Annotated in this window: 22 protein-coding genes and 1 riboswitch; of the genes, 19 read left to right on the forward strand and 3 right to left on the reverse strand. The window is 44.4% G+C overall.

Annotated elements, in window-relative coordinates; translation table 11 throughout:
- The first annotated feature begins 56 nt into the window (after positions 1-56).
- Positions 57-158, forward strand: a riboswitch (purine riboswitch).
- Between the two features lie 125 nt (positions 159-283).
- The 12 genes from purE (at position 284) to purD (ending at position 13,307) form a co-directional block, all read left to right on the forward strand.
- On the forward strand, positions 284-772 hold the full coding sequence (gene purE, locus V1500_RS02230) for a 5-(carboxyamino)imidazole ribonucleotide mutase (RefSeq protein ID WP_409304011.1): 489 nt from the start codon (positions 284-286) through the stop codon (positions 770-772).
- Positions 756-1,916 (forward strand): 5-(carboxyamino)imidazole ribonucleotide synthase, encoded by a 1,161-nt coding sequence (purK, locus tag V1500_RS02235; RefSeq protein WP_409304012.1) that lies wholly within the window; start codon positions 756-758, stop codon positions 1,914-1,916. Before purE ends, purK begins: the two co-directional genes overlap by 17 nt.
- Entirely contained in the window at positions 1,913-3,205 is a 1,293-nt protein-coding gene (gene purB / locus V1500_RS02240) for an adenylosuccinate lyase (RefSeq protein ID WP_409304013.1), read from the forward strand. The genes purK and purB overlap by 4 nt, the downstream gene beginning before the upstream one ends.
- A gap of 74 nt (positions 3,206-3,279) precedes the next feature.
- On the forward strand, positions 3,280-3,999 hold the full coding sequence (gene purC / locus V1500_RS02245) for a phosphoribosylaminoimidazolesuccinocarboxamide synthase (protein WP_409304014.1): 720 nt from the start codon (positions 3,280-3,282) through the stop codon (positions 3,997-3,999).
- Positions 3,992-4,246: a phosphoribosylformylglycinamidine synthase subunit PurS gene (gene purS, locus V1500_RS02250; RefSeq protein ID WP_409304015.1), complete on the forward strand. Its 255-nt coding sequence runs from the start codon at positions 3,992-3,994 to the stop codon at positions 4,244-4,246. Before purC ends, purS begins: the two co-directional genes overlap by 8 nt.
- The gene (gene purQ, locus V1500_RS02255) at positions 4,243-4,929 is read left to right on the forward strand and encodes a phosphoribosylformylglycinamidine synthase subunit PurQ (protein ID WP_409304016.1); all 687 of its coding nucleotides are present in this window, start codon (positions 4,243-4,245) and stop codon (positions 4,927-4,929) included. Before purS ends, purQ begins: the two co-directional genes overlap by 4 nt.
- The gene (purL, locus tag V1500_RS02260; RefSeq protein ID WP_409304017.1) at positions 4,913-7,132 is read left to right on the forward strand and encodes a phosphoribosylformylglycinamidine synthase subunit PurL; all 2,220 of its coding nucleotides are present in this window, start codon (positions 4,913-4,915) and stop codon (positions 7,130-7,132) included. Before purQ ends, purL begins: the two co-directional genes overlap by 17 nt.
- Positions 7,117-8,529: an amidophosphoribosyltransferase gene (purF, locus tag V1500_RS02265; protein ID WP_409304018.1), complete on the forward strand. Its 1,413-nt coding sequence runs from the start codon at positions 7,117-7,119 to the stop codon at positions 8,527-8,529. Before purL ends, purF begins: the two co-directional genes overlap by 16 nt.
- Positions 8,530-8,545: 16 nt before the next feature.
- On the forward strand, positions 8,546-9,574 hold the full coding sequence (gene purM / locus V1500_RS02270; RefSeq protein WP_409304019.1) for a phosphoribosylformylglycinamidine cyclo-ligase: 1,029 nt from the start codon (positions 8,546-8,548) through the stop codon (positions 9,572-9,574).
- Positions 9,571-10,137: a phosphoribosylglycinamide formyltransferase gene (gene purN, locus V1500_RS02275; RefSeq protein ID WP_409304020.1), complete on the forward strand. Its 567-nt coding sequence runs from the start codon at positions 9,571-9,573 to the stop codon at positions 10,135-10,137. The genes purM and purN overlap by 4 nt, the downstream gene beginning before the upstream one ends.
- 88 nt (positions 10,138-10,225) lie before the next feature.
- Positions 10,226-11,761: a bifunctional phosphoribosylaminoimidazolecarboxamide formyltransferase/IMP cyclohydrolase gene (gene purH, locus V1500_RS02280; RefSeq protein ID WP_409304021.1), complete on the forward strand. Its 1,536-nt coding sequence runs from the start codon at positions 10,226-10,228 to the stop codon at positions 11,759-11,761.
- Positions 11,762-12,035: 274 nt separating this feature from the next.
- Positions 12,036-13,307: a phosphoribosylamine--glycine ligase gene (purD, locus tag V1500_RS02285; protein ID WP_409304022.1), complete on the forward strand. Its 1,272-nt coding sequence runs from the start codon at positions 12,036-12,038 to the stop codon at positions 13,305-13,307.
- Positions 13,308-13,439: 132 nt separating this feature from the next.
- On the opposite strand, the gene V1500_RS02290 is transcribed toward purD, so the two are convergent.
- On the reverse strand, positions 13,440-13,691 hold the full coding sequence (locus tag V1500_RS02290; protein ID WP_409304023.1) for a YgaP-like transmembrane domain: 252 nt from the start codon (positions 13,689-13,691) through the stop codon (positions 13,440-13,442).
- A 188-nt stretch (positions 13,692-13,879) separates the two neighbouring features.
- Here V1500_RS02290 and V1500_RS02295 point away from each other — a divergent pair, with 188 nt between their 5' ends.
- The 5 genes from V1500_RS02295 to V1500_RS02315 all read left to right on the forward strand — a co-directional run bounded on the left by V1500_RS02295 (position 13,880) and on the right by V1500_RS02315 (position 18,402).
- A complete protein-coding gene (locus V1500_RS02295; RefSeq protein WP_409304024.1) occupies positions 13,880-15,622 on the forward strand; it encodes an adenine deaminase C-terminal domain-containing protein in 1,743 nt (580 codons plus the stop codon).
- 740 nt (positions 15,623-16,362) lie between these two features.
- The gene (locus V1500_RS02300) at positions 16,363-16,677 is read left to right on the forward strand and encodes a YerC/YecD family TrpR-related protein (RefSeq protein WP_409304025.1); all 315 of its coding nucleotides are present in this window, start codon (positions 16,363-16,365) and stop codon (positions 16,675-16,677) included.
- Between the two features lie 153 nt (positions 16,678-16,830).
- Positions 16,831-17,520, forward strand: a complete 690-nt coding sequence (locus tag V1500_RS02305) for a DUF2294 domain-containing protein (protein ID WP_409304026.1) — start codon at positions 16,831-16,833, stop codon at positions 17,518-17,520.
- A 133-nt stretch (positions 17,521-17,653) separates the two neighbouring features.
- Positions 17,654-18,019: an STAS domain-containing protein gene (locus tag V1500_RS02310; RefSeq protein WP_409304027.1), complete on the forward strand. Its 366-nt coding sequence runs from the start codon at positions 17,654-17,656 to the stop codon at positions 18,017-18,019.
- Positions 18,016-18,402, forward strand: a complete 387-nt coding sequence (locus tag V1500_RS02315; protein WP_409304028.1) for an anti-sigma regulatory factor — start codon at positions 18,016-18,018, stop codon at positions 18,400-18,402. The genes V1500_RS02310 and V1500_RS02315 overlap by 4 nt, the downstream gene beginning before the upstream one ends.
- A gap of 83 nt (positions 18,403-18,485) precedes the next feature.
- Here the strand turns inward: V1500_RS02315 and V1500_RS02320 are convergent, their stop codons facing one another.
- The gene (locus V1500_RS02320; protein ID WP_409304029.1) at positions 18,486-19,376 is read right to left on the reverse strand and encodes an STAS domain-containing protein; all 891 of its coding nucleotides are present in this window, start codon (positions 19,374-19,376) and stop codon (positions 18,486-18,488) included.
- A gap of 238 nt (positions 19,377-19,614) precedes the next feature.
- Here V1500_RS02320 and V1500_RS02325 point away from each other — a divergent pair, with 238 nt between their 5' ends.
- Entirely contained in the window at positions 19,615-19,791 is a 177-nt protein-coding gene (locus V1500_RS02325; RefSeq protein ID WP_409304030.1) for a hypothetical protein, read from the forward strand.
- A 128-nt stretch (positions 19,792-19,919) separates the two neighbouring features.
- On the opposite strand, the gene V1500_RS02330 is transcribed toward V1500_RS02325, so the two are convergent.
- Positions 19,920-21,155 carry an ATP-grasp domain-containing protein gene (locus tag V1500_RS02330; RefSeq protein ID WP_409304031.1) on the reverse strand — a complete coding sequence of 412 codons (1,236 nt, stop codon included), beginning with the start codon at positions 21,153-21,155 and terminating at the stop codon, positions 19,920-19,922.
- Between the two features lie 347 nt (positions 21,156-21,502).
- Between V1500_RS02330 and V1500_RS02335 the strand changes: the two genes are divergently transcribed.
- Entirely contained in the window at positions 21,503-21,928 is a 426-nt protein-coding gene (locus tag V1500_RS02335; RefSeq protein WP_409304032.1) for an EamA family transporter, read from the forward strand.
- Positions 21,929-21,950 lie beyond the last annotated feature (22 nt).

The raw sequence follows: 21,950 nt of genomic DNA on the forward strand, positions 1-21,950 counted from the left end.
TCTACTTAATATTCGATTTTTACTTGACACAGTTTTCTTATCCCTGATAAGATGGGGGTGGTAAAAGCGAATTCTCTCATATAATACCGGGGATATGGCCCGAAAGTTTCTACCCAGTGACCGTAAATCGTTGGACTATGAGAGGAAGTAGATATTGAGACTGGATTAGATCCATCTTCGTCCCAAAAGATTACATCCGGGCAGACTACTTTCTCTTTAAAAAGGGTGGTCTGTCCGGTTTTTTTATTTTATAAATATATATTACTGGCGGGGAGGAGACATAATGAAACCGCAAGTTGGCGTTATAATGGGAAGTGTGTCCGATTGGGAAACTATGCAGTATGCATGTGAAACACTTGAACAGGCCGGGATTATTTTTGAGAAAAGGGTGGTTTCAGCGCACCGGACACCGGACTTGCTCTTTGAATACGCGGAGACGGCAAAGGAAAGAGGAATCAAGGTAATTATAGCTGGTGCGGGAGGAGCTGCACACCTTCCCGGTATGACAGCGGCAAAGACAGTACTGCCTGTGATAGGGGTGCCTGTAAAGACCAAGGCATTGAATGGAATGGATTCTTTGCTTTCCATTGTTCAAATGCCAGGAGGGGTGCCGGTTGCCACAGTGGCAATCGGCAAAGCTGGGGCCATAAATGCAGGCCTTCTGGCTGCTCAAATTATAGCGGTATCAGATCAAACTATTTCGGACAGGCTGGAATCATTAAGAAACGAAACTAAAGAAAAGGTGTTGCAAAGCAGTGAGCAGCTTAAATAAGAAGGTCATATTACCTGGACAGACAATCGGCATTATAGGCGGCGGGCAGCTTGGCAGAATGATGGCACTGTCGGCAAAGGCAATGGGATTCAATATTGCGGTACTCGACCCTGCGCCTAATTGTCCCTGTGGCCAGGTCGCAGATATTGAAATAACGGGCGCATATGATGATACAGAGAAATTAAAAGAGCTTGCAGCTGTAAGTGACGTCATCACCTTTGAATTTGAAAACATTAATGCTCCGGCACTGGGATGGCTAAGCAGGCATGCTTATATACCGCAAGGGGCAGAATTGCTGAAAATCACCCAGAACCGGATTTCTGAAAAGGACGCTATATCCGCTGCTGGAGTTCCTGTGGCGCCTTACTTTGTCATTAGTAATAAGGAAGATCTCGGTAGATATGCTGAACGATTAGGCTATCCATGTGTCCTCAAAACAGCCCGAGGCGGTTATGACGGAAAAGGACAATATGTTCTCCGTTCGGCTGAAGACATAGACAAAGCAACTGAAATCCTTGAAGCAGGCGAGTGCGTTCTGGAGGGCTGGGTTGCCTTTACAAAAGAAATTTCAGTCATCATCAACCGTTCAATCCATGGAGAACACAGTATACTGCCGATAGCTGAAAATATACACAAAAATAATATTCTTGATAAAAGCATTGTGCCTGCCAGAATAAGCGAAGCTGCGAGGAACAAGGCGATTCTTCAAGCAGAGAAGCTTGCAAAAGAGCTAGGATTGGTAGGCACATTAGCCGTCGAGATGTTTTTGACCGTTGATGATGAAATTATTATTAATGAGCTTGCGCCAAGACCGCATAACTCCGGGCATTACTCGATAGATGCTTGCGCAACATCGCAATTCGAACAGCATATACGGGCCGTTTGTGGCTGGCCTCTTGGCAGTACAAATCTGTTAAAGTCCGTTGTAATGGTAAATATATTAGGACAGCACGTACATCCCATCATCAATAATATCAGCAAGATATCCGACTGGAAGATTCACCTTTATGGAAAGCAGGAGGCAAAGGTGAATAGAAAGATGGGGCATGTCAATATTTTGCGCGAGACTGCGGATGAAGCATTGAAAGAATGCATGGAAAGCAAGCTTTGGGACTCAGAGGAATATATGGAGGTTTTAAGATGATTGAACGTTATACCCGCCCGGAGATGGGTGCCATTTGGACAGAAGAAAACCGCTTTAATGCCTGGCTGGAGGTCGAAATATTGGCATGTGAAGCTTGGGCGGAGCTTGGTGTGATTCCAAAGGAAGATGTGCGGCTGCTGCGCCAGAACGCTTCCTTTGATGTAGAGCGCATTAAAGAAATTGAAGAGGAAACACGCCATGATGTGGTTGCCTTTACAAGGGCCGTTTCCGAAACATTAGGTGAAGAAAGAAAATGGGTGCATTACGGGCTAACGTCCACTGATGTTGTAGATACAGCACTCTCTTATATATTAAAGCAAGCAAATGAAATCCTTTCGCAGGATCTGGACCGTTTCGTTGAAATCCTTAAGCATAAGGCAATCGAACACAAATATACAGTCATGATGGGACGTACACATGGTGTCCACGCAGAGCCTACGACATTTGGGCTTAAGCTTGGTCTATGGTATGAAGAAATGAAGCGGAATGTGGAAAGGTTTAAGGAAGCCAGAAAAGGCATCGAATTTGGGAAAATTTCAGGGGCAGTAGGGACATATGCAAACATCGATCCATTTGTTGAAAGATATGTATGTGAGAAGCTGGGACTTCAGGCTGCGCCGATTTCCACCCAGACGCTGCAGCGTGATCGGCATGCCCACTATATGAGCACCCTTGCTTTGATTGCAACGTCCATAGAAAAGTTTGCAGTAGAAATCCGCGGCCTTCAAAAAAGTGAGACGCGCGAGGTAGAGGAATTCTTCGCAAAGGGCCAAAAAGGATCATCTGCAATGCCACATAAACGCAATCCAATCGGATCTGAAAACATGACAGGGATGGCACGGGTAATCCGGGGCTACATGATGACAGCGTACGAAAATGTACCATTATGGCATGAAAGGGACATTTCTCATTCGTCAGCTGAAAGAATCATCCTTCCTGACGCTACCATTGCCCTGAACTATATGCTAAACCGTTTTGGAAACATTATTAAAAACCTGACCGTTTATCCGGAAAACATGAAGCGTAATATGGACCGTACTCTTGGCTTAATTTACTCCCAGCGTGTACTGCTTGCCTTGATTGAAAAGGGGCTCGTGCGCGAAGAAGCGTATGATACCGTTCAGCCAAAGGCAATGGAAGCATGGGAATTACAGGTGCCTTTCCGTACATTGCTTGAAAAGGATGAGAAAATCACCGGTCTACTTACAAAAGAAGAACTCGATGATTGTTTTGATTATAAGCATCACCTGAAAAATGTAGATTATATCTTTGGCCGATTAGGTTTATAAAGTGGCACTGCCAGTGAAATCTGGCAGTCCTTTACTCCAAACATTCATACTATTCCGAAGACGGAGGGCACACAATGGAAAAGAGAGAAATGCTCTATGAAGGAAAAGCAAAGAAAATCTATGCAACAGATCAAGAAGACCTGGTATGGATTGAATATAAGGACTCGGCTACAGCATTTAATGGGGTAAAAAAAGCAGAAATAACAGGAAAAGGTGTCCTGAATAATAAAATAACGAGTTTGCTATTTTCAAAGCTTGATCAAGAAAACATTCCTTCACACTTTGTGAGCCAGATTTCAGATAGGGAACAGCTAGTCAAAAAGGTCTCCATCATCCCCCTTGAAGTTGTTGTTAGGAATATCGCAGCAGGAACGCTATCCAAAAGAATCGGCCTTAAGGAAGGAACAGCGCTGAAAAGAAGTTTAGTGGAACTGTATTATAAAGACGATTCGCTTGGGGATCCGCTGCTGAATGAAGAGCATATTGAAGAATTGGGGATTGCCACGGCTGAAGAAGTCGCCGTTCTTAAACAGGAAGCTCGCAAAATTAATTCTGTTTTGACACCATTTTTTAAAGAACTTGGCATCAGCTTAATAGATTTCAAGCTGGAATTCGGAAAAACGGAAGACGGTGACATTCTGCTTGCGGATGAAATTTCGCCTGACACCTGCCGTCTTTGGGACATGTCTACGGATGAAAAGCTGGACAAGGATGTATTTCGCCGAGATTTAGGAAGTTTAACGGAAGCTTATCAAAAAATATTAACCAAGCTGGAGGGGCATCAACATGTATAAAGTGAAGGTATATGTAACATTGCGGGAAAGCGTATTGGATCCACAGGGAACAGCGGTGAAACAATCCCTGCACAGTATGGCCTATCGTGAAGTAAGCGATGTCCGGATTGGAAAATATATCGAGCTTTCCATCAAACAAGTCAGTGAAGATATTGACCAATATATACGCAATATGTGCCAAAAGCTTCTCGCTAATACGGTTATTGAGGATTATCGCTATGAAATCGAGGAGGTAGTAGCACAATGAAGTTTGCGGTGATTGTTTTTCCCGGTTCGAACTGCGATGCCGATATGTATCATGCAATCAAAGATGAGCTTGGTGAAGAAGCGGAATATGTCTGGCATACTGAAAAGAATCTGGATGGCTTTGACGGCATTCTGCTGCCTGGGGGATTTTCATATGGGGATTACTTGCGCTCAGGAGCCATTGCCCGCTTTTCCAACATTATGGCGGAGGTTATAAAGGCAGCAGAGGCCGGAAAACCTGTCCTGGGAGTGTGCAACGGATTTCAAATTTTACTTGAAGCAGGATTGCTGCCGGGCGCGATGAGAAGAAATACAAACCTTAAGTTTATGTGCCGACCGGTCTCTTTGCGAGTAGAAAATAATACTACCATTTTTACAAACAGCTATGATAACGAAGAAATCATTTCTGTTCCAATTGCACATGGAGAAGGAAATTATTATTGTGATGAAGCGACACTGTCCCAATTGAAAGAGAATAATAGAATTGTATTCAAATACCACGGGGAAAATCCTAATGGCAGCCTTGGGGACATAGCTGGCATCATCAATGAAAAAGGAAACGTCCTGGGAATGATGCCGCATCCGGAACGCGCGGTAGATCCGCTCTTGGGTAGTGCTGACGGATTAAAACTGTTTCAATCAATCGTAAAAAGCTGGAGGGAATCATATGTCTTTACTGCTTGAGCCAAATCCGGAATTGATCAAAACTAATAGAATTTATGCGGAGATGGGATTATCGGACGAGGAATTTGAGATGGTTGAGAAGATTCTAGGACGTCTCCCAAATTACACGGAGACGGGGTTATTCTCGGTTATGTGGTCTGAGCACTGCTCATACAAAAATTCAAAACCTGTGCTGAAAAAGTTTCCTGTTACCGGGGAAAGAGTGCTTCAGGGGCCGGGAGAAGGTGCAGGAATCGTCGACATTGGAGACGGCCAGGCGGTAGTATTCAAGATTGAGAGCCATAACCATCCTTCTGCGATCGAGCCATATCAGGGAGCGGCTACAGGTGTTGGGGGAATTATCCGAGATGTATTCTCGATGGGAGCGCGTCCCATTGCCCTTTTGAACTCTCTGCGTTTCGGGGAACTGGATAATGATCGTGTTAAATATTTATTTAAAGAGGTTGTAGCCGGAATTGCAGGTTACGGCAATTGCATCGGAATCCCTACAGTGGGCGGAGAAATCCAGTTCGATCCTTCCTATGCGGGCAATCCGCTTGTAAATGCAATGTGCGTAGGATTGATAGATCATAGGGACATTAAAAAGGGCCAAGCCCATGGTGTCGGAAATACTGTAATGTATGTCGGGGCAAGAACCGGCCGCGACGGAATACACGGGGCAACCTTTGCATCAGAGGAATTATCTGAAGCATCTGAAGAAAAACGCCCGGCCGTACAGGTAGGAGACCCTTTCATGGAGAAGCTCCTTTTGGAAGCATGCCTGGAATTGATCCAGTCAGATGCACTTGTCGGGATTCAGGATATGGGAGCAGCAGGCCTTACGAGCTCTTCGGCTGAGATGGCAAGCAAGGCTGGCTCAGGTATTGAAATGCACCTGGATCTTGTGCCGCAGCGGGAAACAGGTATGACTGCTTACGAAATGATGCTGTCTGAATCACAGGAAAGAATGCTGATCGTGGTGAAAAAAGGAGGCGAACAGGAAATAGTGGATTTGTTTTCTAAATACGGCCTTGAGGCGGTTTCAATCGGAAAGGTTACCGATGACAAAAATCTTACCCTTTACCATAATGGCGAAATTGCTGCACGAGTGCCTGTCGATGCATTGGCGGAAGAGGCTCCAGTATATCATAAGCCATCCAGCGAGCCGCAGTACTATCGTGATTTTCAGGAAATGGAGGCATGGATTCCTGACGTATCCGACTACAAGGACACGCTGCTGCGGCTTTTATCCCAGCCTACCATTGCCAGCAAAGAATGGGTTTATGACCAATATGATTATATGGTACGTACAAATACAGTAGTTGCACCGGGATCCGATGCCGCTGTGCTGCGAATCAGGGGAACAGAAAAAGCGCTGGCTATGACGACTGACTGTAATTCCCGCTATTTATATCTGGACCCTGAGACGGGCGGGAAAATTGCCGTTGCGGAAGCAGCCAGAAATATAATCTGTTCGGGTGGAGAACCTCTTGCCATTACCGATTGCCTCAATTTCGGGAATCCTGAGAAACCGGAGATCTTCTGGCAAATTGAAAAGGCCGCCGACGGGCTAAGCGCAGCTTGCCGTGCTTTAGAGACTCCTGTAATCGGTGGAAATGTGTCTTTATATAATGAAACGAACGGTGTTGCCGTTTACCCAACACCGGTGGTAGGAATGGTAGGCCTTGTAGAAAATATCAGGCATATCACTACACAGCATTTTAAAAATGAAGGCGACCTGATTTATGTTTTGGGAGAAACCAAGGCTGAATTTAGCGGCAGTGAACTTCAAAAAATGGAGGAAGGCCGAATTTTTGGGCAGGCTCCCGAGATCGATTTAGAAGTAGAATCAAGACGCCAGCTTGAAATTTTAGCGGCAATCAGGGAAGGGCTTGTTGCTTCTGCGCATGACCTTGCTGAGGGCGGTTTGGCAGTCGCTATTGCTGAAGCCTTATTCAGCAAAGGGCAATTAGGGGCAGAGATTACCCTTCAAGGGGACGTTATCGTAGAATTGTTCAGCGAAACGCAATCCCGATTCTTAATCTCGGTCAGACCTGAAAACAAGACAGCTTTCGAAAAAATGGTGGAAGATGCAAAGTTGGTAGGAAAAGTGACAGACCAGGCAGTTTTAACATTCACAAAAGACGATACTGTCATTCTGGAAGCAGAAGTAGAACAGCTGCACAATTCCTGGAAAGGAGCTATTCCATGCTTGCTGAAATAAAAGGTCTTAATGAAGAGTGCGGAGTATTTGGGGTTTGGGGACATTCGGATGCGGCACAAATCACGTATTACGGACTTCACAGCCTGCAGCACAGGGGACAGGAAGGCGCCGGAATGGTGTTGAAGCAAGACGCTCTGCTTAAAGGAGTCAAAGGTGAAGGCCTCGTAACTGAGGTCTTTACCGCCGAAAAGATGTCCGGGCTTTCCGGGATGGCAGCAATCGGACACGTGCGTTATGCTACTGCTGGAGGCGGAGGCATTGAAAATGTCCAGCCTTTGCTGTTTAATTCACAGAGCGGCAGCCTGGCACTCGCACACAATGGGAACCTGGTAAATGCAACCCAGTTGAAGGTACAACTGGAGGCGCAGGGCAGCATTTTTCAAACCACCTCGGATACCGAGGTACTGGCGCATTTAATAAAGCGCGGCGGATTTTCCGGAATGAAGGATCGTGTAAAAAATGCGCTTGGCATGTTAAAGGGCGCATATGCGTTCCTTATCATGACTGAAACAGAACTAATTGTTGCGGTAGACCCGCACGGTCTGCGTCCGCTTTCCCTGGGCCGGCTGGGCGATGCTTATGTAGTGGCATCGGAAACCTGTGCGCTTGATATAGTAGGAGCAGAATTTATTCGCGATTTTGAGCCGGGAGAACTTGTTATCATGAACGATGAAGGCATTTTCTCAGAACGCTTCGCCATGTCAAGCCAGCGTTCCATGTGCACGATGGAATATGTTTATTTTTCACGTCCTGACAGTAACATTGATGGGATTAATGTTCACACTGCCAGGAAAAACCTTGGCAAACAGCTGGCTGCTGAAGCGCTTATAGAGGCTGATGTCGTTACTGGAGTTCCGGATTCCAGTATCTCGGTTGCGATTGGATATGCTGAGGCCTCAGGTATTCCTTATGAAATGGGTTTGATCAAGAATCGGTATGTCGGAAGGACATTCATTCAGCCTTCTCAATCACTAAGAGAACAAGGCGTAAAGATGAAGCTGTCACCGGTAAGGGGAGTAGTCGAAGGGAAACGTGTCATTATGGTGGATGATTCTATCGTTCGCGGCACAACAAGCAGACGGATTGTCACCATGCTTAAGGAAGCAGGCGCGAAAGAGGTGCATGTGTGCATAAGCTCGCCGCCGATTAAAAACCCTTGTTTTTACGGAATCGATACGTCGTCCCGGGAAGAACTGATTGCTTCCGAAAAATCGGTGGAAGAAATCAGGGAACTGATTGGAGCAGATTCGCTAACCTTTTTGACAGTGGAGGGAATGGTTCAGGCGATAGGCAGAGACTTTGCTGGGGAAAACCGCGGCCAATGCCTGGCTTGCTTTACAGGACAGTACCCGACAGAAATCTATGACCAGGCACTGCCTGATTATCAAAAATGCTAAAAATGGAGGAATTCCCTTGGCAAATGCATATAGACAGGCTGGTGTAGATATCGAGGCAGGCTATGAGTCAGTAAAGAGGATGAAGAAGCATGTAAACCGGACCATGCGTCCGGAGGTTCTCAGCGGGCTCGGCGGCTTTGGGGGGATGTTTGATCTGTCCTCCCTTGGACTAAAAGAGCCCGTATTGGTTTCAGGTACGGACGGCGTTGGAACGAAGCTGATGCTCGCCATGATGATGGATAAGCATGATACCATCGGGATTGATTGTGTGGCAATGTGTGTCAACGATATTGTCGTCCAAGGTGCACAGCCTTTATATTTCCTTGATTATATCGCTTGTGGTAAACAGGAACCGCTGCAGATCGAGAATATTGTAAAAGGTATAGCTGATGGCTGTGAGCAGGCAGGGTGCACCCTGATTGGAGGAGAGACAGCCGAAATGCCAGGCATGTACTCCCCGGGAGAATATGATTTGGCTGGTTTTACGGTCGGAGCATGTGAAAAATCCGCCCTTGTGAACGGCAGCAGCATCAAACCTGGTGACACTGTCATTGGACTTGCCTCCAGCGGCATTCACAGCAATGGCTACTCCCTGGTTAGGAAGACCTTGCTTGAGAATGGAAAGCTGAAGCTGGAGGATTATATAGAAGAGCTAGGCTGTACTCTTGGAGACGAGCTCCTCAAACCTACAAAAATTTATGTAAAATCCATTCTATCCGCGATGGAGAGATTTACACTTAAGGGCATGGCGCATATTACCGGCGGCGGCTTTATTGAAAACATCCCGAGAATGCTTCCCGAAGGCATAGGGGTCGAGATTGAAGAAAATACATGGAGCATCCCTCCGGTGTTTGACTTGATTCAATCAACAGGCCATATTTCCCGCCATGAGATGTATAACATATTTAATATGGGAATTGGCATGGCGATCGTGGTAGATTCGCAGGATGCGGAAGCGGCTGTCGGGCATTTTACAAGCCGCGGCGAACAGGCAAGCATCATCGGCCGGGTTGTAGCCGGGGAAGGAGTTTCCTTTTCCCGATGAAACAAATGGCCGTATTTGCATCCGGCAATGGCAGCAACTTTCAGGCTCTTGTTGATGCGATTAAGTCAGGCTCCTTGCAAACTGAGTTAAGTCTATTGGTATGTGATAATAAAAATGCCTTTGTCCTGGAACGGGCGCTGGCTGAAAATATAAAGGTATTCGTATTTGATCCAAAACAATATGAGACGAAATCAAGCTTTGAAAAAGAAATATTGCGGGAGCTTGCTATCCATGATATTGACTGGATCGTGCTGGCAGGATACATGCGATTGATCGGACCGACACTGTTAAGCAAGTATTCAGGCAGGATCATCAATATACATCCGTCTTTGCTGCCGAGCTTTCCCGGAAAGGATGCAATCGGTCAGGCACTGCAGGCTGGAGTGGGCACAACCGGGGTAACCGTCCATTATGTCGATGAAGGGATGGATACAGGAACAGTAATTTCTCAAAGAGAAGTACCGATTCTTTCAACCGATAGTAAGGACAGCTTACAAAAAAGGATTCAGGCTGTCGAGCATGAATTATACCCGGCCGTTTTGGCAGAGCTGCTCCGCAAATAGGTTGGTTCGGACCGATACAAGACATATACTGTGCTTTGATAAAGCAGATTTGGAACTATGGGAAAATCACATAAGAGGGGGTACAAGTATGTCTAAACGGGCATTGCTAAGTGTTTCAGATAAAACTGGGATTGTTGAATTTGCCAGAGGGCTTAAGGAAGCTGGTTTTGAGATTATTTCAACAGGCGGAACGAAAAAAACTTTGGTGGATAACGGTGTTGAGGTAATTGGAATCAGCGATGTTACAGGGTTTCCTGAAATACTGGACGGACGTGTAAAGACCCTGCATCCAAATGTGCATGGTGCTCTTTTGGCGCGCCAGGATGATAAAAGCCATAAGGAACAGCTGGAGGAGCATGGCATTATGCCAATCAGTCTGGTTTGTGTGAATTTATATCCATTTCAACAGACTATCGCAAAGCGGGACGTTTCTGTAGACGATGCTATTGAAAATATCGATATCGGCGGTCCTACGATGCTGCGTTCGTCAGCAAAAAACCACGATTATGTGACTGTGATTACCGATCCTAAGGATTACAGCAACGTCTTGGCTGAACTGTTTCAAAATGGGGAGGTGTCTCAAACAACCCGCAGAAAGCTTGCTGCGAAGGTCTTCCGCCATACAGCAGCTTACGATGCCGTTATAAGTGAATATATGACTGCGCTTGCCGAAGAGGAAAATCCCGAAAGCCTGACTGTAACTTATGAATTGAAGCAGTCGCTAAGATATGGAGAGAATCCGCATCAAAAGGCAGCCTTTTATAAAAAGCCGCTGGGCTCCGCTTTCTCCATTGCATATGCAAAACAGCTCCATGGCAAGGAACTGTCATACAATAACATTAACGATGCAGACGCAGCTATCCAATTGGTTAAGGAATTTTCCGAGCCGGCAGCCGTAGCGATCAAACATATGAATCCATGTGGAGTGGGTACGGGTACGACAATCTTCGAGGCTTTCAGAAAAGCATATGAGGCTGATGAAACCTCTATCTTCGGGGGAATCATTGCTTTAAACCGGGAAGTTGATAAAGAAACGGCTGAATTGTTAAAGGACATCTTCCTGGAAATTATCATTGCGCCAGGATTTACTGAAGATGCATTTGAGATCCTTACAGTGAAGAAAAATATTCGTCTGCTGGCAATAGACTTTAACGGCGAAAAGAAATCAGAAAAGAAGCTGACTTCTATTGAAGGCGGATTACTGGTTCAGGATATGGATACATACGGGTTGGAGCAGGCAAATATCACGGTCCCTACAGAGCGCCGGCCGACAGATGCGGAATGGGCTGCATTGAAACTTGGATGGAAGGTAGTCAAACATGTTAAATCAAACGCAATCGTCGTTTCGAGTGACAGCATGACGCTGGGTGTTGGTGCTGGCCAGATGAACCGGGTAGGTGCTGCAAAAATAGCATTGGAACAGGCCGGTGACAGGACGAAAGGCGCTGCACTGGCATCAGATGCATTTTTCCCAATGGATGACACGGTAGAAGCAGCAGCGAAAGCAGGAATTACTGCAATCATTCAGCCAGGCGGCTCGGTTCGGGATGAAGATTCTATCAGAAAAGCTGATGAATATGGAATTGCAATGGTATTCACTGGAATCCGCCATTTTAAACATTAATTTCCTTCTGCTGAAAGACTGATTTATCGGGATCCGGGGTAAAAACAGATAAATCATTTTAATCAGTAACAGAGGCGTCAGCATATTCGGCAATGGACAGAAAAAACGAAGGGCGGACCCGAGCAAGAATAAGGAAGAATGCGAGTCGGAAGTTCCTAAGGTGCAATATCAGGACGGCTTAGGAATCTAGCGGCGCCCATGTTTGAGTTAGATAACTTATTGCAGCCATTGACTGGATTTTGCAGGCGTTTCATTTTACAAATGGGGTGTAAGGATGAACGTATTAGTTGTTGGAAAAGGCGGAAGGGAACATGCAATTGCCCGTAAGCTGGCTGAAAGCAGCAGGGTAGGAAAGGTTTATGCGGCACCTGGGAATCCAGGTATGGAAGATGTCGCAGAGCTTGTCGATATCCAGGAAAACAATCATAAAGCCCTGATTTCTTTTGCGAAAGAAATGCAGATCGGGTTAACCATCATTGGTGCAGAGGTACCCCTTCTGGATGGGCTGGCAGATGACTTTGTCAAGGAGGGGCTGCGTGCGTTTGGACCAAGCAGGCTGGCTGCAGAGATTGAGGGCAGTAAATCCTTTGCGAAAGACCTGATGGAAAAATATAATATTCCTACAGCACAATTTGCCACCTTTACCGATTATGAAGCTGCAAAAGCATATGTGGAGGAAATGGGTGTTCCCATTGTAATCAAAGCTGATGGATTAGCTGCAGGCAAGGGAGTGGTTGTAGCTAAAACAACGGAAGATGCACTGAAGGCACTTCATGAAATGCTTGTTGACAGACGATTTGGTTCCTCCTCTGCCAAAGTAGTCATTGAAGAATTTCTGGATGGCGAAGAGTTTTCCTTCATGGGTTTTGTCAATGGAGAAAAGGTATACCCCATGGTGATTGCCCAGGACCATAAACGTGCATTTGACGGAGACACAGGCCCTAATACAGGCGGAATGGGAGCATATTCGCCTGTCCCTCAAATACCTGAGGTGATCGTTGAAAAGGCGCTGGAGAATATATTAAAACCGGCGGCTGCCGGTATGGCTGCAGAAGGGAGACCCTTTACAGGTATCTTGTATGCAGGTTTAATTACAACCAAGCAAGGCACGAAGGTGATTGAATTTAATGCCAGGTTTGGAGACCCAGAAACACAAGTGGTGCTTCCACGGCTTAAAACCGATTTTATCGATGTGATCGAGGCGGTACTTGATAAACGGGATATTGAACTAGAGTGGGATAAACAGCCGGTGCTAGGAGTTGTCATTGCAGCCAAGGGCTATCCGGCAGAGTATGCACAGGGTACCGTCATCACAGGTCTGGAAAAACTTGATGGCAATGTCCACGTATACCATGCGGGAACCGATAAAAATGAAAAGGGCCAATATATTGCGAACGGGGGCCGTGTCCTTTTGATAGCGGCTAAGGGTGATGATTTATTGGCTGCACAGGCTGCAGTCTATAAAGAGGTGGAATATTTGGAGAACAGCGGATTGTTTTGGAGGAAGGATATCGGGCATAAAGCCATACAATTCGATTTCTCCTAGTAATATTTCTTTTTACAACAAATTATTGTCCAATATTGCAATTTAGCCGCTGGACCTGAACCATGTTTTTATTGGCGCAAAAAACCCGGATCGTCAGAGACCGGGTTTTTGCATGCTTTGTGTAAAAATCTTTTATTGTAAAGATATATTCCGGCTTTGCTCTTCATCCTGGCTGTCCACCCTGCTTTGTTCATACAGGTCTGTCAATGGGCAATAGCGGAGCATTCCTTCGCCGACCTTCATTCCGCCAAGCATTGCGGCGACCAAATAGGAATCGCGGTGCCTTTTTCTGGAAAGTCTTGCAGTTGCCCAGGCCAGCATTGTAAATCCGCATGTAATCCGGATTAAAGCGTTCATTATACTGATATTTTGTTTGAATTGCATGTAATGGCACTCCCTTTACACAAATATTGCATTTAAATTTTAAAACTTTAATGTGTTAAATTAATACATATGTTAAAATAAATAAGAATTAGTAGAAAATTGTAACTATTTTTGTAAGCGCTATCTTTCAGAGCGTTCTAATAAATGATGATCAGCCTATGGCAGGTAAGACAGGAGGAATAATGTTCATGCTTGAACAACGATACAGGTGGAAAAACATACATTTGCGTGAACATGTGGATGTGTTGGATGGTGGAAAAGCACCAACCATATTATTAAAAAATGCTACATACCTAAACCAGGTGTTGCGAAGATGGATGACAGCCAACATTTGGATTTATGAAGATCGGATTGTATATGTTGGAGATAAGCTGCCGGAAAAGCTAAATAATTGTGAAGTAGTGGATTGTGAAGGACGTTACCTCGTCCCTGGCTATATAGAGCCCCATTCTCACCCTTTTCAAATATATAATCCCCTAACGCTGGCCAGGTATGCGTCTAATTTCGGGACAACAACTTTAATCAATGATAATCTGGTGCTTTTTTTACAATTGGAAAAAAAGAAAGCGTTTACTTTATTGAAGGAATTGCGCAATATTCCTGCAACCATGTATTGGTGGTGCCGATTTGATGCCCAGACTGAAATCCAGAATGAAGAAATGGTTTTTTCACATGGTGAAGTTAAATCATGGCTGGAACACGATGCAGTTCTTCAGGGCGGGGAGCTCACTGGCTGGCCTAAGCTTTTGGCAGGCGATGACATGATGCTTCACTGGATGCAGGAAGCAAAGAGGATGAGGAAGCAAATCGAGGGCCATTTTCCAGGTGCCTCGGAAAAAACACTGGCAAAGATGATGCTGTTTGGTGCCGATTGCGACCATGAAGCCATGACAGGGCAGGAAGTGATGGCACGATTGATGCAGGGCTATACCGTTTCGCTGCGACATTCCTCCATCCGTCCGGATTTGCCGAAGCTGCTCGAAGAAATCAAGCAGCTGGGGATTGATCAATATGATAAATTCTTCTTTACTACAGATGGGTCGCCTCCATCTTTTTATGAACGAGGCTTGCAGGACATGATGATCCGGATTGCCATTGAAATGGGAGTCCCGGTGATTGATGCTTATAATATGGCCACGATAAATGTGGCCCGGTATTACAATATTGAATATTTGCATGGGAATATTGCAACAGGGCGCGTCGCCAATATTAACTTCCTGGAAGATCCCCATAATCCTACACCGATATCTGTCCTTTCAAAGGGACGATGGATAAAAAGGGACGGAGAAGATAAAGGGGAATATGGAAGCATTGAGTGGTCCGAATTTGGCATGGAGCCATTAGAGCTCGATTGGGAAATTAACATGAGTGATTTTGAGTTCTCTATGCCGTTTGGGATTCAAATGGTCAATGAAGTCATTACAAAACCTTACTCTATAGCTTCCGATGTTTCGTTTGACGAACTATCCTTCGACCATGATGAGTGTTTCTTCATGCTCATTGATTCAAAAGGAAAATGGAGAATTAATACGATCCTAAAAGGCTTTGCAACAAGGCTTTGCGGTTTTGCCAGTTCTTATTCGAGTACGGGCGATATAATTATCATCGGTAAAAGGAAGGAGGACATGCTGCTCGCGTTCAACCGTATGAAGGAGCTCGGAGGCGGCATTGTGATGGCGGAACAAGGTGACATCCTACATGAATTGCCTTTACGAGTAAAAGGACTTGTGTCGGATGCACCGGTCGACCAGCTAATCACAGAGGAAAACAAAATTAAAAGTCTGCTAAGCGAAAGAGGATACGGGTTCACAGATCCGATTTACAGTCTGTTGTTTTTTTCGTCTACTCACCTTCCGTATATCCGCATCACTCCTGGAGGAATGTATGATGTCATGAACAAAAATGTACTCTTTCCTCCAATAATGCGTTAAAATGGAAAAGAAACAGTTTGAAAATCTCTACAGAAGAACTTCTTAAGAGCTGGGATCAATAACAGAGTAATTTGACATAAGGAAAAAGGCAAAGAGTACAGTCTGCAAAGCTTCTGGTGTCGGTATGCAATAAAAGGGTTAAGCAAGATTAAAATCAAAGCTGGGGTCGGAAGAGCACGGACATCATTTTACGCTGCATTGTGCTTGCAGGATGATCACGACGGCGCACTCAAGAAGTACAGCTGTCATGATCCTGCTGCCGAGAATATTAAAAACGGAACTAACAGAAAACTATATTATCGAAGCAAGATTCGAAGCTGCTCTGATTTACTGATTGTTACTTGAGAAATGAACTATCAATTAAGGGGCTGGCACCTTATTGTTAAAACGGCTGCAAATTCCCCGCTGTCGGCAAAAACAGGGGAAGTACACCCGTTTCAAGAAGAAAACCGAAAAGCCAAGTATACAAAGTTCTTGTATTCTGGATAATATTTGCAGGTATAGATATAGAACTATTGACAAGTAAGGCATGCGTGAGATTAACTTAAGAGCGGGAGAAGCTATACTCCGGCGAAAGAGCAATGATAAAGTTTAGGAACCAAAATCGCGGACCAGGCGGCATACAGGTTACAAAAGCTGGGGAGTTTCAAAACGCGGATATTTGGGATTTGTAATTATTCCAGTGGAATGCAAAGTCTTGGACTTATATAAATCGTTAATAAATAAAAGGGAGATATGCTATGCAAATCGATAAATTACGTGGAAAAGAGCTTGATCAGCTTTTTAAAGCCGTTTTATCTTTGGAAAATCTGGAAGAATGTTATCGATTCTTCGATGACCTCTGTACCGTCAATGAAATCCAGTCGCTGGCTCAGCGTTTGGAGGTTGCGCGGATGCTGCAGGAAGGAAAGACTTACCATAAAATCGAAACCGAGACAGGCGCCAGCACTGCTACCATTTCTCGTGTGAAAAGATGTTTGAATTATGGAAATGATGCTTATACAATGGCTTTAGACCGCATTAAGCCAGAAGAAACGGAAGAAGTAACGGAATAATCATCAGGACAGCTCAATGACTATCACATTGAGCTTTTTTGTTAAATTGGCTCCAATCGACGCCGCAGGCAGTTTGTAATTTAATGGCATGTATGTTAAATATATAAGTGCCTTAAAAGGGAAGAACATTTATTAAACGTAAGGGTGGCTAACATGGAGAACAGTAAATCGGAAAAAGAACTCGCTAGCTTTATTGCACGGACACTGCGTGAGAATTTTGGCCGCGGCCCTGACTCCGTCTTTGTCAGTATTACTCCTCCTTTTGTTACGGTCTATTTCACGAATTTCCTATCTCCTATGGAGAAAACCCTACTGCAAAAAAGAGGCGTCGTTTTTGTACAGGAAACCCGTGATTTCTTGATGGAAACATTAATAGAAGAGATGAAGGCTTATATTAAAGTGAATGTAGGAATGGAGATTCAGGAGTTTTACTATGATTGGAATCTGGATTCCCGTTCAGGCATGTTTGTAGGTATCAGTGAAACAACTCGTACTGCCTTCGAAGCATCATACAGCAATCAGGATAAAATACATAATGAGATATCAAATTTTACTGCCGAAATTCAAAAGCGTCCGGATAAGATTTTTTCTTATTTGATAAATCCGCGGACTATCCTTATAATAAGGGAAGGAATATTTATCAGCATTGAAAAAGAACTCATACAGTTAGGATTCCATGAACAGCTCAGAATCTCCAAGAGGAATCTGGAAAAAAGAGTTTTGCATCAGCATAGAGAAAATTTTGAAAAGTATTTGCATGCTCAATTAACAGACATATTGGTTGACTGGGATTTTGACCGGGATAAAAGCAGTATTCTTTTTATATTTAAACCAAGAACATAAATATGGCAGCAACAAGCTAGGCATGGAACTAGATGTAGCCAAAAAGCAGGGTTGTCATACCCGCTTTTTGGCATTTTTAATTTTTGCGCAAATTGAAAGCTATGGCAGGTTGTTGCATTTGGAGGGGGAAATCATGAGGATTCCTATATTAAAATTATACGACATTTTACTGGTGTCGATTCAGTTTGAGCTGGATGACGAAAGTGCTTTAACCCTGCAGGAAGACTTGTTGGCCAAAACACATGAAACAGGGGCAGCTGGAATTGTCCTGGATTTAACTTCACTGGATATCGTCGATTCATTTATTGCTAAGGTATTAGGCGATACAGTAGCGATGGCAGAGCTGATGGGAGCGAAGGTTGTCCTGACAGGCATCCAGCCCGCAGTGGCCATAACACTGATAGAGTTAGGGATATCGCTCGAGGGGATTGGAACCGCCCTTGACCTCGAAAAGGGAATTGAATTATTAAACCAATCCGGCGCGGGTGCAAAAATATGATAGAGATCAATACAGAAATGGATATTGTAACTGCACGCGGAAAAGGACGGGAAATCGCAAAAGCCCTAAACTTTGGCGCGGTTGATCAGGTGAGGATTATTACCGCCATTTCTGAGCTGGCCAGAAATATCTTCCTATACGCTGGAACAGGTTTTATTGATATCGAGGCCATTGAACAGCAGGGGAAACGCGGCATCAGGGTAATAGCATCTGACGAAGGGCCGGGAATTGCGGATATTCGAAAAGCGATGGAGGATGGCTACTCTACATCTGGCGGCCTGGGTGCAGGGATTCCTGGAGTTAAGCGTCTGATGGATGAATTCTCCATTGATTCTGAGGTTGGGAAGGGAACAACTATAACAGCGATCAAATGGACCAAATGAAACATCTTGGGTAAGGCGCTGCAGTGAATCGCGGTTACTTAATAATAGAAAAAATCCACTGCCGGCATGAGGCAGTGGATTTTTTATTCGCTCTTTTCATTTCCTCGTTTAAACTGGCTGAGGGAGTATTGTTTTTGGCTTGGTTCTCCGTGTCCAGCCTTTCGATAAGCAGAAAGCGCCTGCTGCAGGGTTGCGAAGGTATTGACATGGCTGAAATCCAGTCCAAGACTTACGACAGTCTGGGCGATTTCAGGACGTATGCCTGTAATGGCTGCTTCTATTCCTAAAAGCCTTAATGAATCAATCACCTGAAAAAGCTGATGGGCCACCATCGTATCAATTATGGGAACACCGGATAGGTCCAGGATAAAATAAGATATATTTAGCTTTGTACTGCGTTTTAATGCTTCTTCCATTAAAAGTTTGGCGCGGTCTGTATCCACCATCCCAATAATCGGCAGGACTGCGACTCCTTCTTCCAGGGGAACCACCGGGACTGATAGCTCATTTAAAGCTTCTTTTGCTGTCATCATTAAACGATTGTGATGTTTAACAAAAGCTACACTGAAGCTGTGCGCTGCCTTGTCAATGATGCGATGAAGTTTGCCCGTGGCCTCGCTGTACTCATCAAAACTGGCATTTTGTGCCTTTGCCTCCTCGGAGATAATAGTCGCCATGACTTCTCGGTAGATGGGCAATTCATCAAGGGCCACATCTATGGTCATGCCCAATCTCGCACAATATTCTCCTGTCTCTTCTCCCCAAACGGCGATCTTTTGCAAGGCGACATCAATTGGATCCACCAGCAGCTCCTGATACATTTCTATGAGCTTCATTCGCTCTTCCAGTAAAGTTTCTGAAAGGGGGACTTGCTGTTCAGGGTGGTTTTCGTTTTGGATTTTGGTAATACGTTTAGCCAGCTCCATTTTCTGAGCGGCTATTTGATTTGCTACTTCTTGTATATTCCAGCTCATTTTCTCACCTTCCAAAAGCCCATAGCGATTTTTTAACTTTAATATGTTTTTTAACTTTAACCTTTTTATGATAAGCCTTCCCTAAAATGTATGACAACTCTCACGACTTATCCAATTATTTACACATCGTACCGGGGGGGGGGAGCGCAGGGCGATCTAAGAATAAATGGCCAGAGGTATAACAAGCAGCTAAAAGGAAGATATTATGACCGACTTTCAAAAGAAAAGGGGGATACCGATGCCGCAAAGTGAGCGGGAAAACAAAGGGCAGATAATCGAGGGCGCCGGAACGGAACAGCCCTTAATGACAACCGGTACGGTTGAAGCAGGGTTTGAATGGAAACATAAAGATGATGATCCACCGGAAAAGCCGGGTATAGGGGAGAAAATAGTGGGTGAGCAGAGCCTTCCTTAGGAAGAACAGATGGCCCTGCTATTTGTATATTGATTAAGAGTCATAGCTTTTATTGGATTACCCAATAAAATAATACGGCCAGCGTCTGTGGCAATATCAGACACTGGCCGCGATAATATGTGTTTTTTTTACTCTCTCAGGTAAAGGCCATCATTATTCATTTCCTCAAGAATTGACTCCACTTCTCCGGCTGAATGCCCGATAACAAGTCCAACTACCTTGTTAATTCGCGCTTCTCCAGGGAAATAATCAGCGTCGAGGAGACTTAACGGGATAAATTGGTCGTTTGCCATGTATTTTTTAACCACAGGAATCAGATTCTCAAAATCAGAGGTCCACTCTAAATTACACAGGCGCATAATATCCTTTCCGTATCTTTTTTCTATATCGTCATATAGCAATAAACCACATGTGGATGCATTGAACCGTACATTCAAATCAATGAAATAATGACGGTCTCCCCTAACCAGAACATCAAACCCGGCGACCCCGACATATCCTTTTTCAGCGACTTTTTCCATTACTTTATAACCGGTTTCTACAATCTTTGAGATTTTATCATCCACTTTTGTAGTGATCCAGCTGCCGCGGAAGCAGCCATCTTTATTGACAAGCTGTTCGGATTTACCGAGAAAACGGATCTCGCCGTGCTTGTCCACTAGAAAATGGACCGAAATATTTTCATCATATTGGATAAATTCTTCGACTATAATACGTGACAAATCACCGAAATCCTCACCCAACTCATGAAGCTGCTGTTCCCTTTCGACCAGCAAAACACCGCATCCTCCCGAGGTCGGCCGTCCGTCCCCTGTCTTTAATACCAGCGGGAGTGCCGGCTTTTCTTCCAAGATTTGATGAATGCTCATCATACTTCGTCCAGGCACGTTTTCTGGTGGAACCAGTTCAGGTATATTGCGTTTGTCGCATAAATACGCAAGCACCTCCGGATCAATCCAGTATAAATCCGGCGACACCTCTTCAACTGGATGAGGATACTGGAAAATAAGTTCTTTATTTTGCTGATTTAGCATATTTAAAATTTCGACGTATTCTTTGTCATTCCGATAGGTATATATAACAGGAGGCACCTCAAGACCTGCTTCCCGCAAAAGGGCCAGTGCGGGCTCGGTTACAGTTCCTGCATGGCACACGGCCGGTAAATCTCCCAAAACACTTAGTTCCCTGCCTGTCAGTGCCTCTAAGCTAAGTACATCGCTAGAAAAATGCTTATAATCCCGGGCATATAATTTTGGAGCATATATTAATTCTTTTCCGTAAACGTCTCTTAAGGAATATGACGGACGTATTGGCAAACTATCATGCTCTCTCATAAAGGCCATAGGACGTGCTGTTTGTGCCATATTAATCTCTCCCTTATATAAGTAGTACACTTTTAACCATCAACAAGGTGCCAAAAAACCGATTTTTGACACCCTGAAACAGCGAATTAGTAGATTTATATTTTAAAAGTAAAAAAGACAAATGTTGTTATATACATTTAGACGTTTTACTAAACTTTCAAACCCTTGGTGAAAAATATTTATTCTATGGTTGACAAAGTGGCAGCAGATAAGGTAGTTCCATTGATACGCTCCTCCGAATTTGTTTTTGATAAAATGGTTTTGTATAGCGAAGGATAAAGACAGCGAAGGTTCACATTCCAACGAATCTATTTCTTTTTACTTTATATAAGGGAGGAATAAAGCATATGTCATGGTTGGTTTTTGCGATTCTTTCGGCTATTTCCGCCGCTTTTGTCTCCATCTTTGGAAAAATTGGCCTGCAAAATATTGATGCCAATACAGCAACTGCTGTCAGGTCAATTATTATGGCGCTTTTTTTAATAGGAGTCGTTGCTTTTGAGGGGAACTTGAGTAAAATACCCGAGATAGTCGGGGAGAGGAAAACGTTTATTTTTATTATTTTGAGCGGCATTGCAGGAGCGACTTCCTGGCTGTTCTATTTCCTGGCGTTAAAGAATGGGAAGGTGTCACAGGTAGCGCCAATTGATAAATTAAGTGTGGTAATAGCGACTGTGGTTGCCATTGCCTTTCTTGGAGAAAGAATCAGCCTGTTGAATGGGATTGGAGTAGCGCTCATTACGGTGGGTGTCCTGTTAACTGCCCTGCATTAAGTAATTATATATTGCTGCTCAA

Origin of the sequence: Peribacillus sedimenti (genome assembly GCF_046237635.1) — a bacterium.
Taxonomy (GTDB): domain Bacteria; phylum Bacillota; class Bacilli; order Bacillales; family DSM-1321; genus Peribacillus; species Peribacillus sedimenti.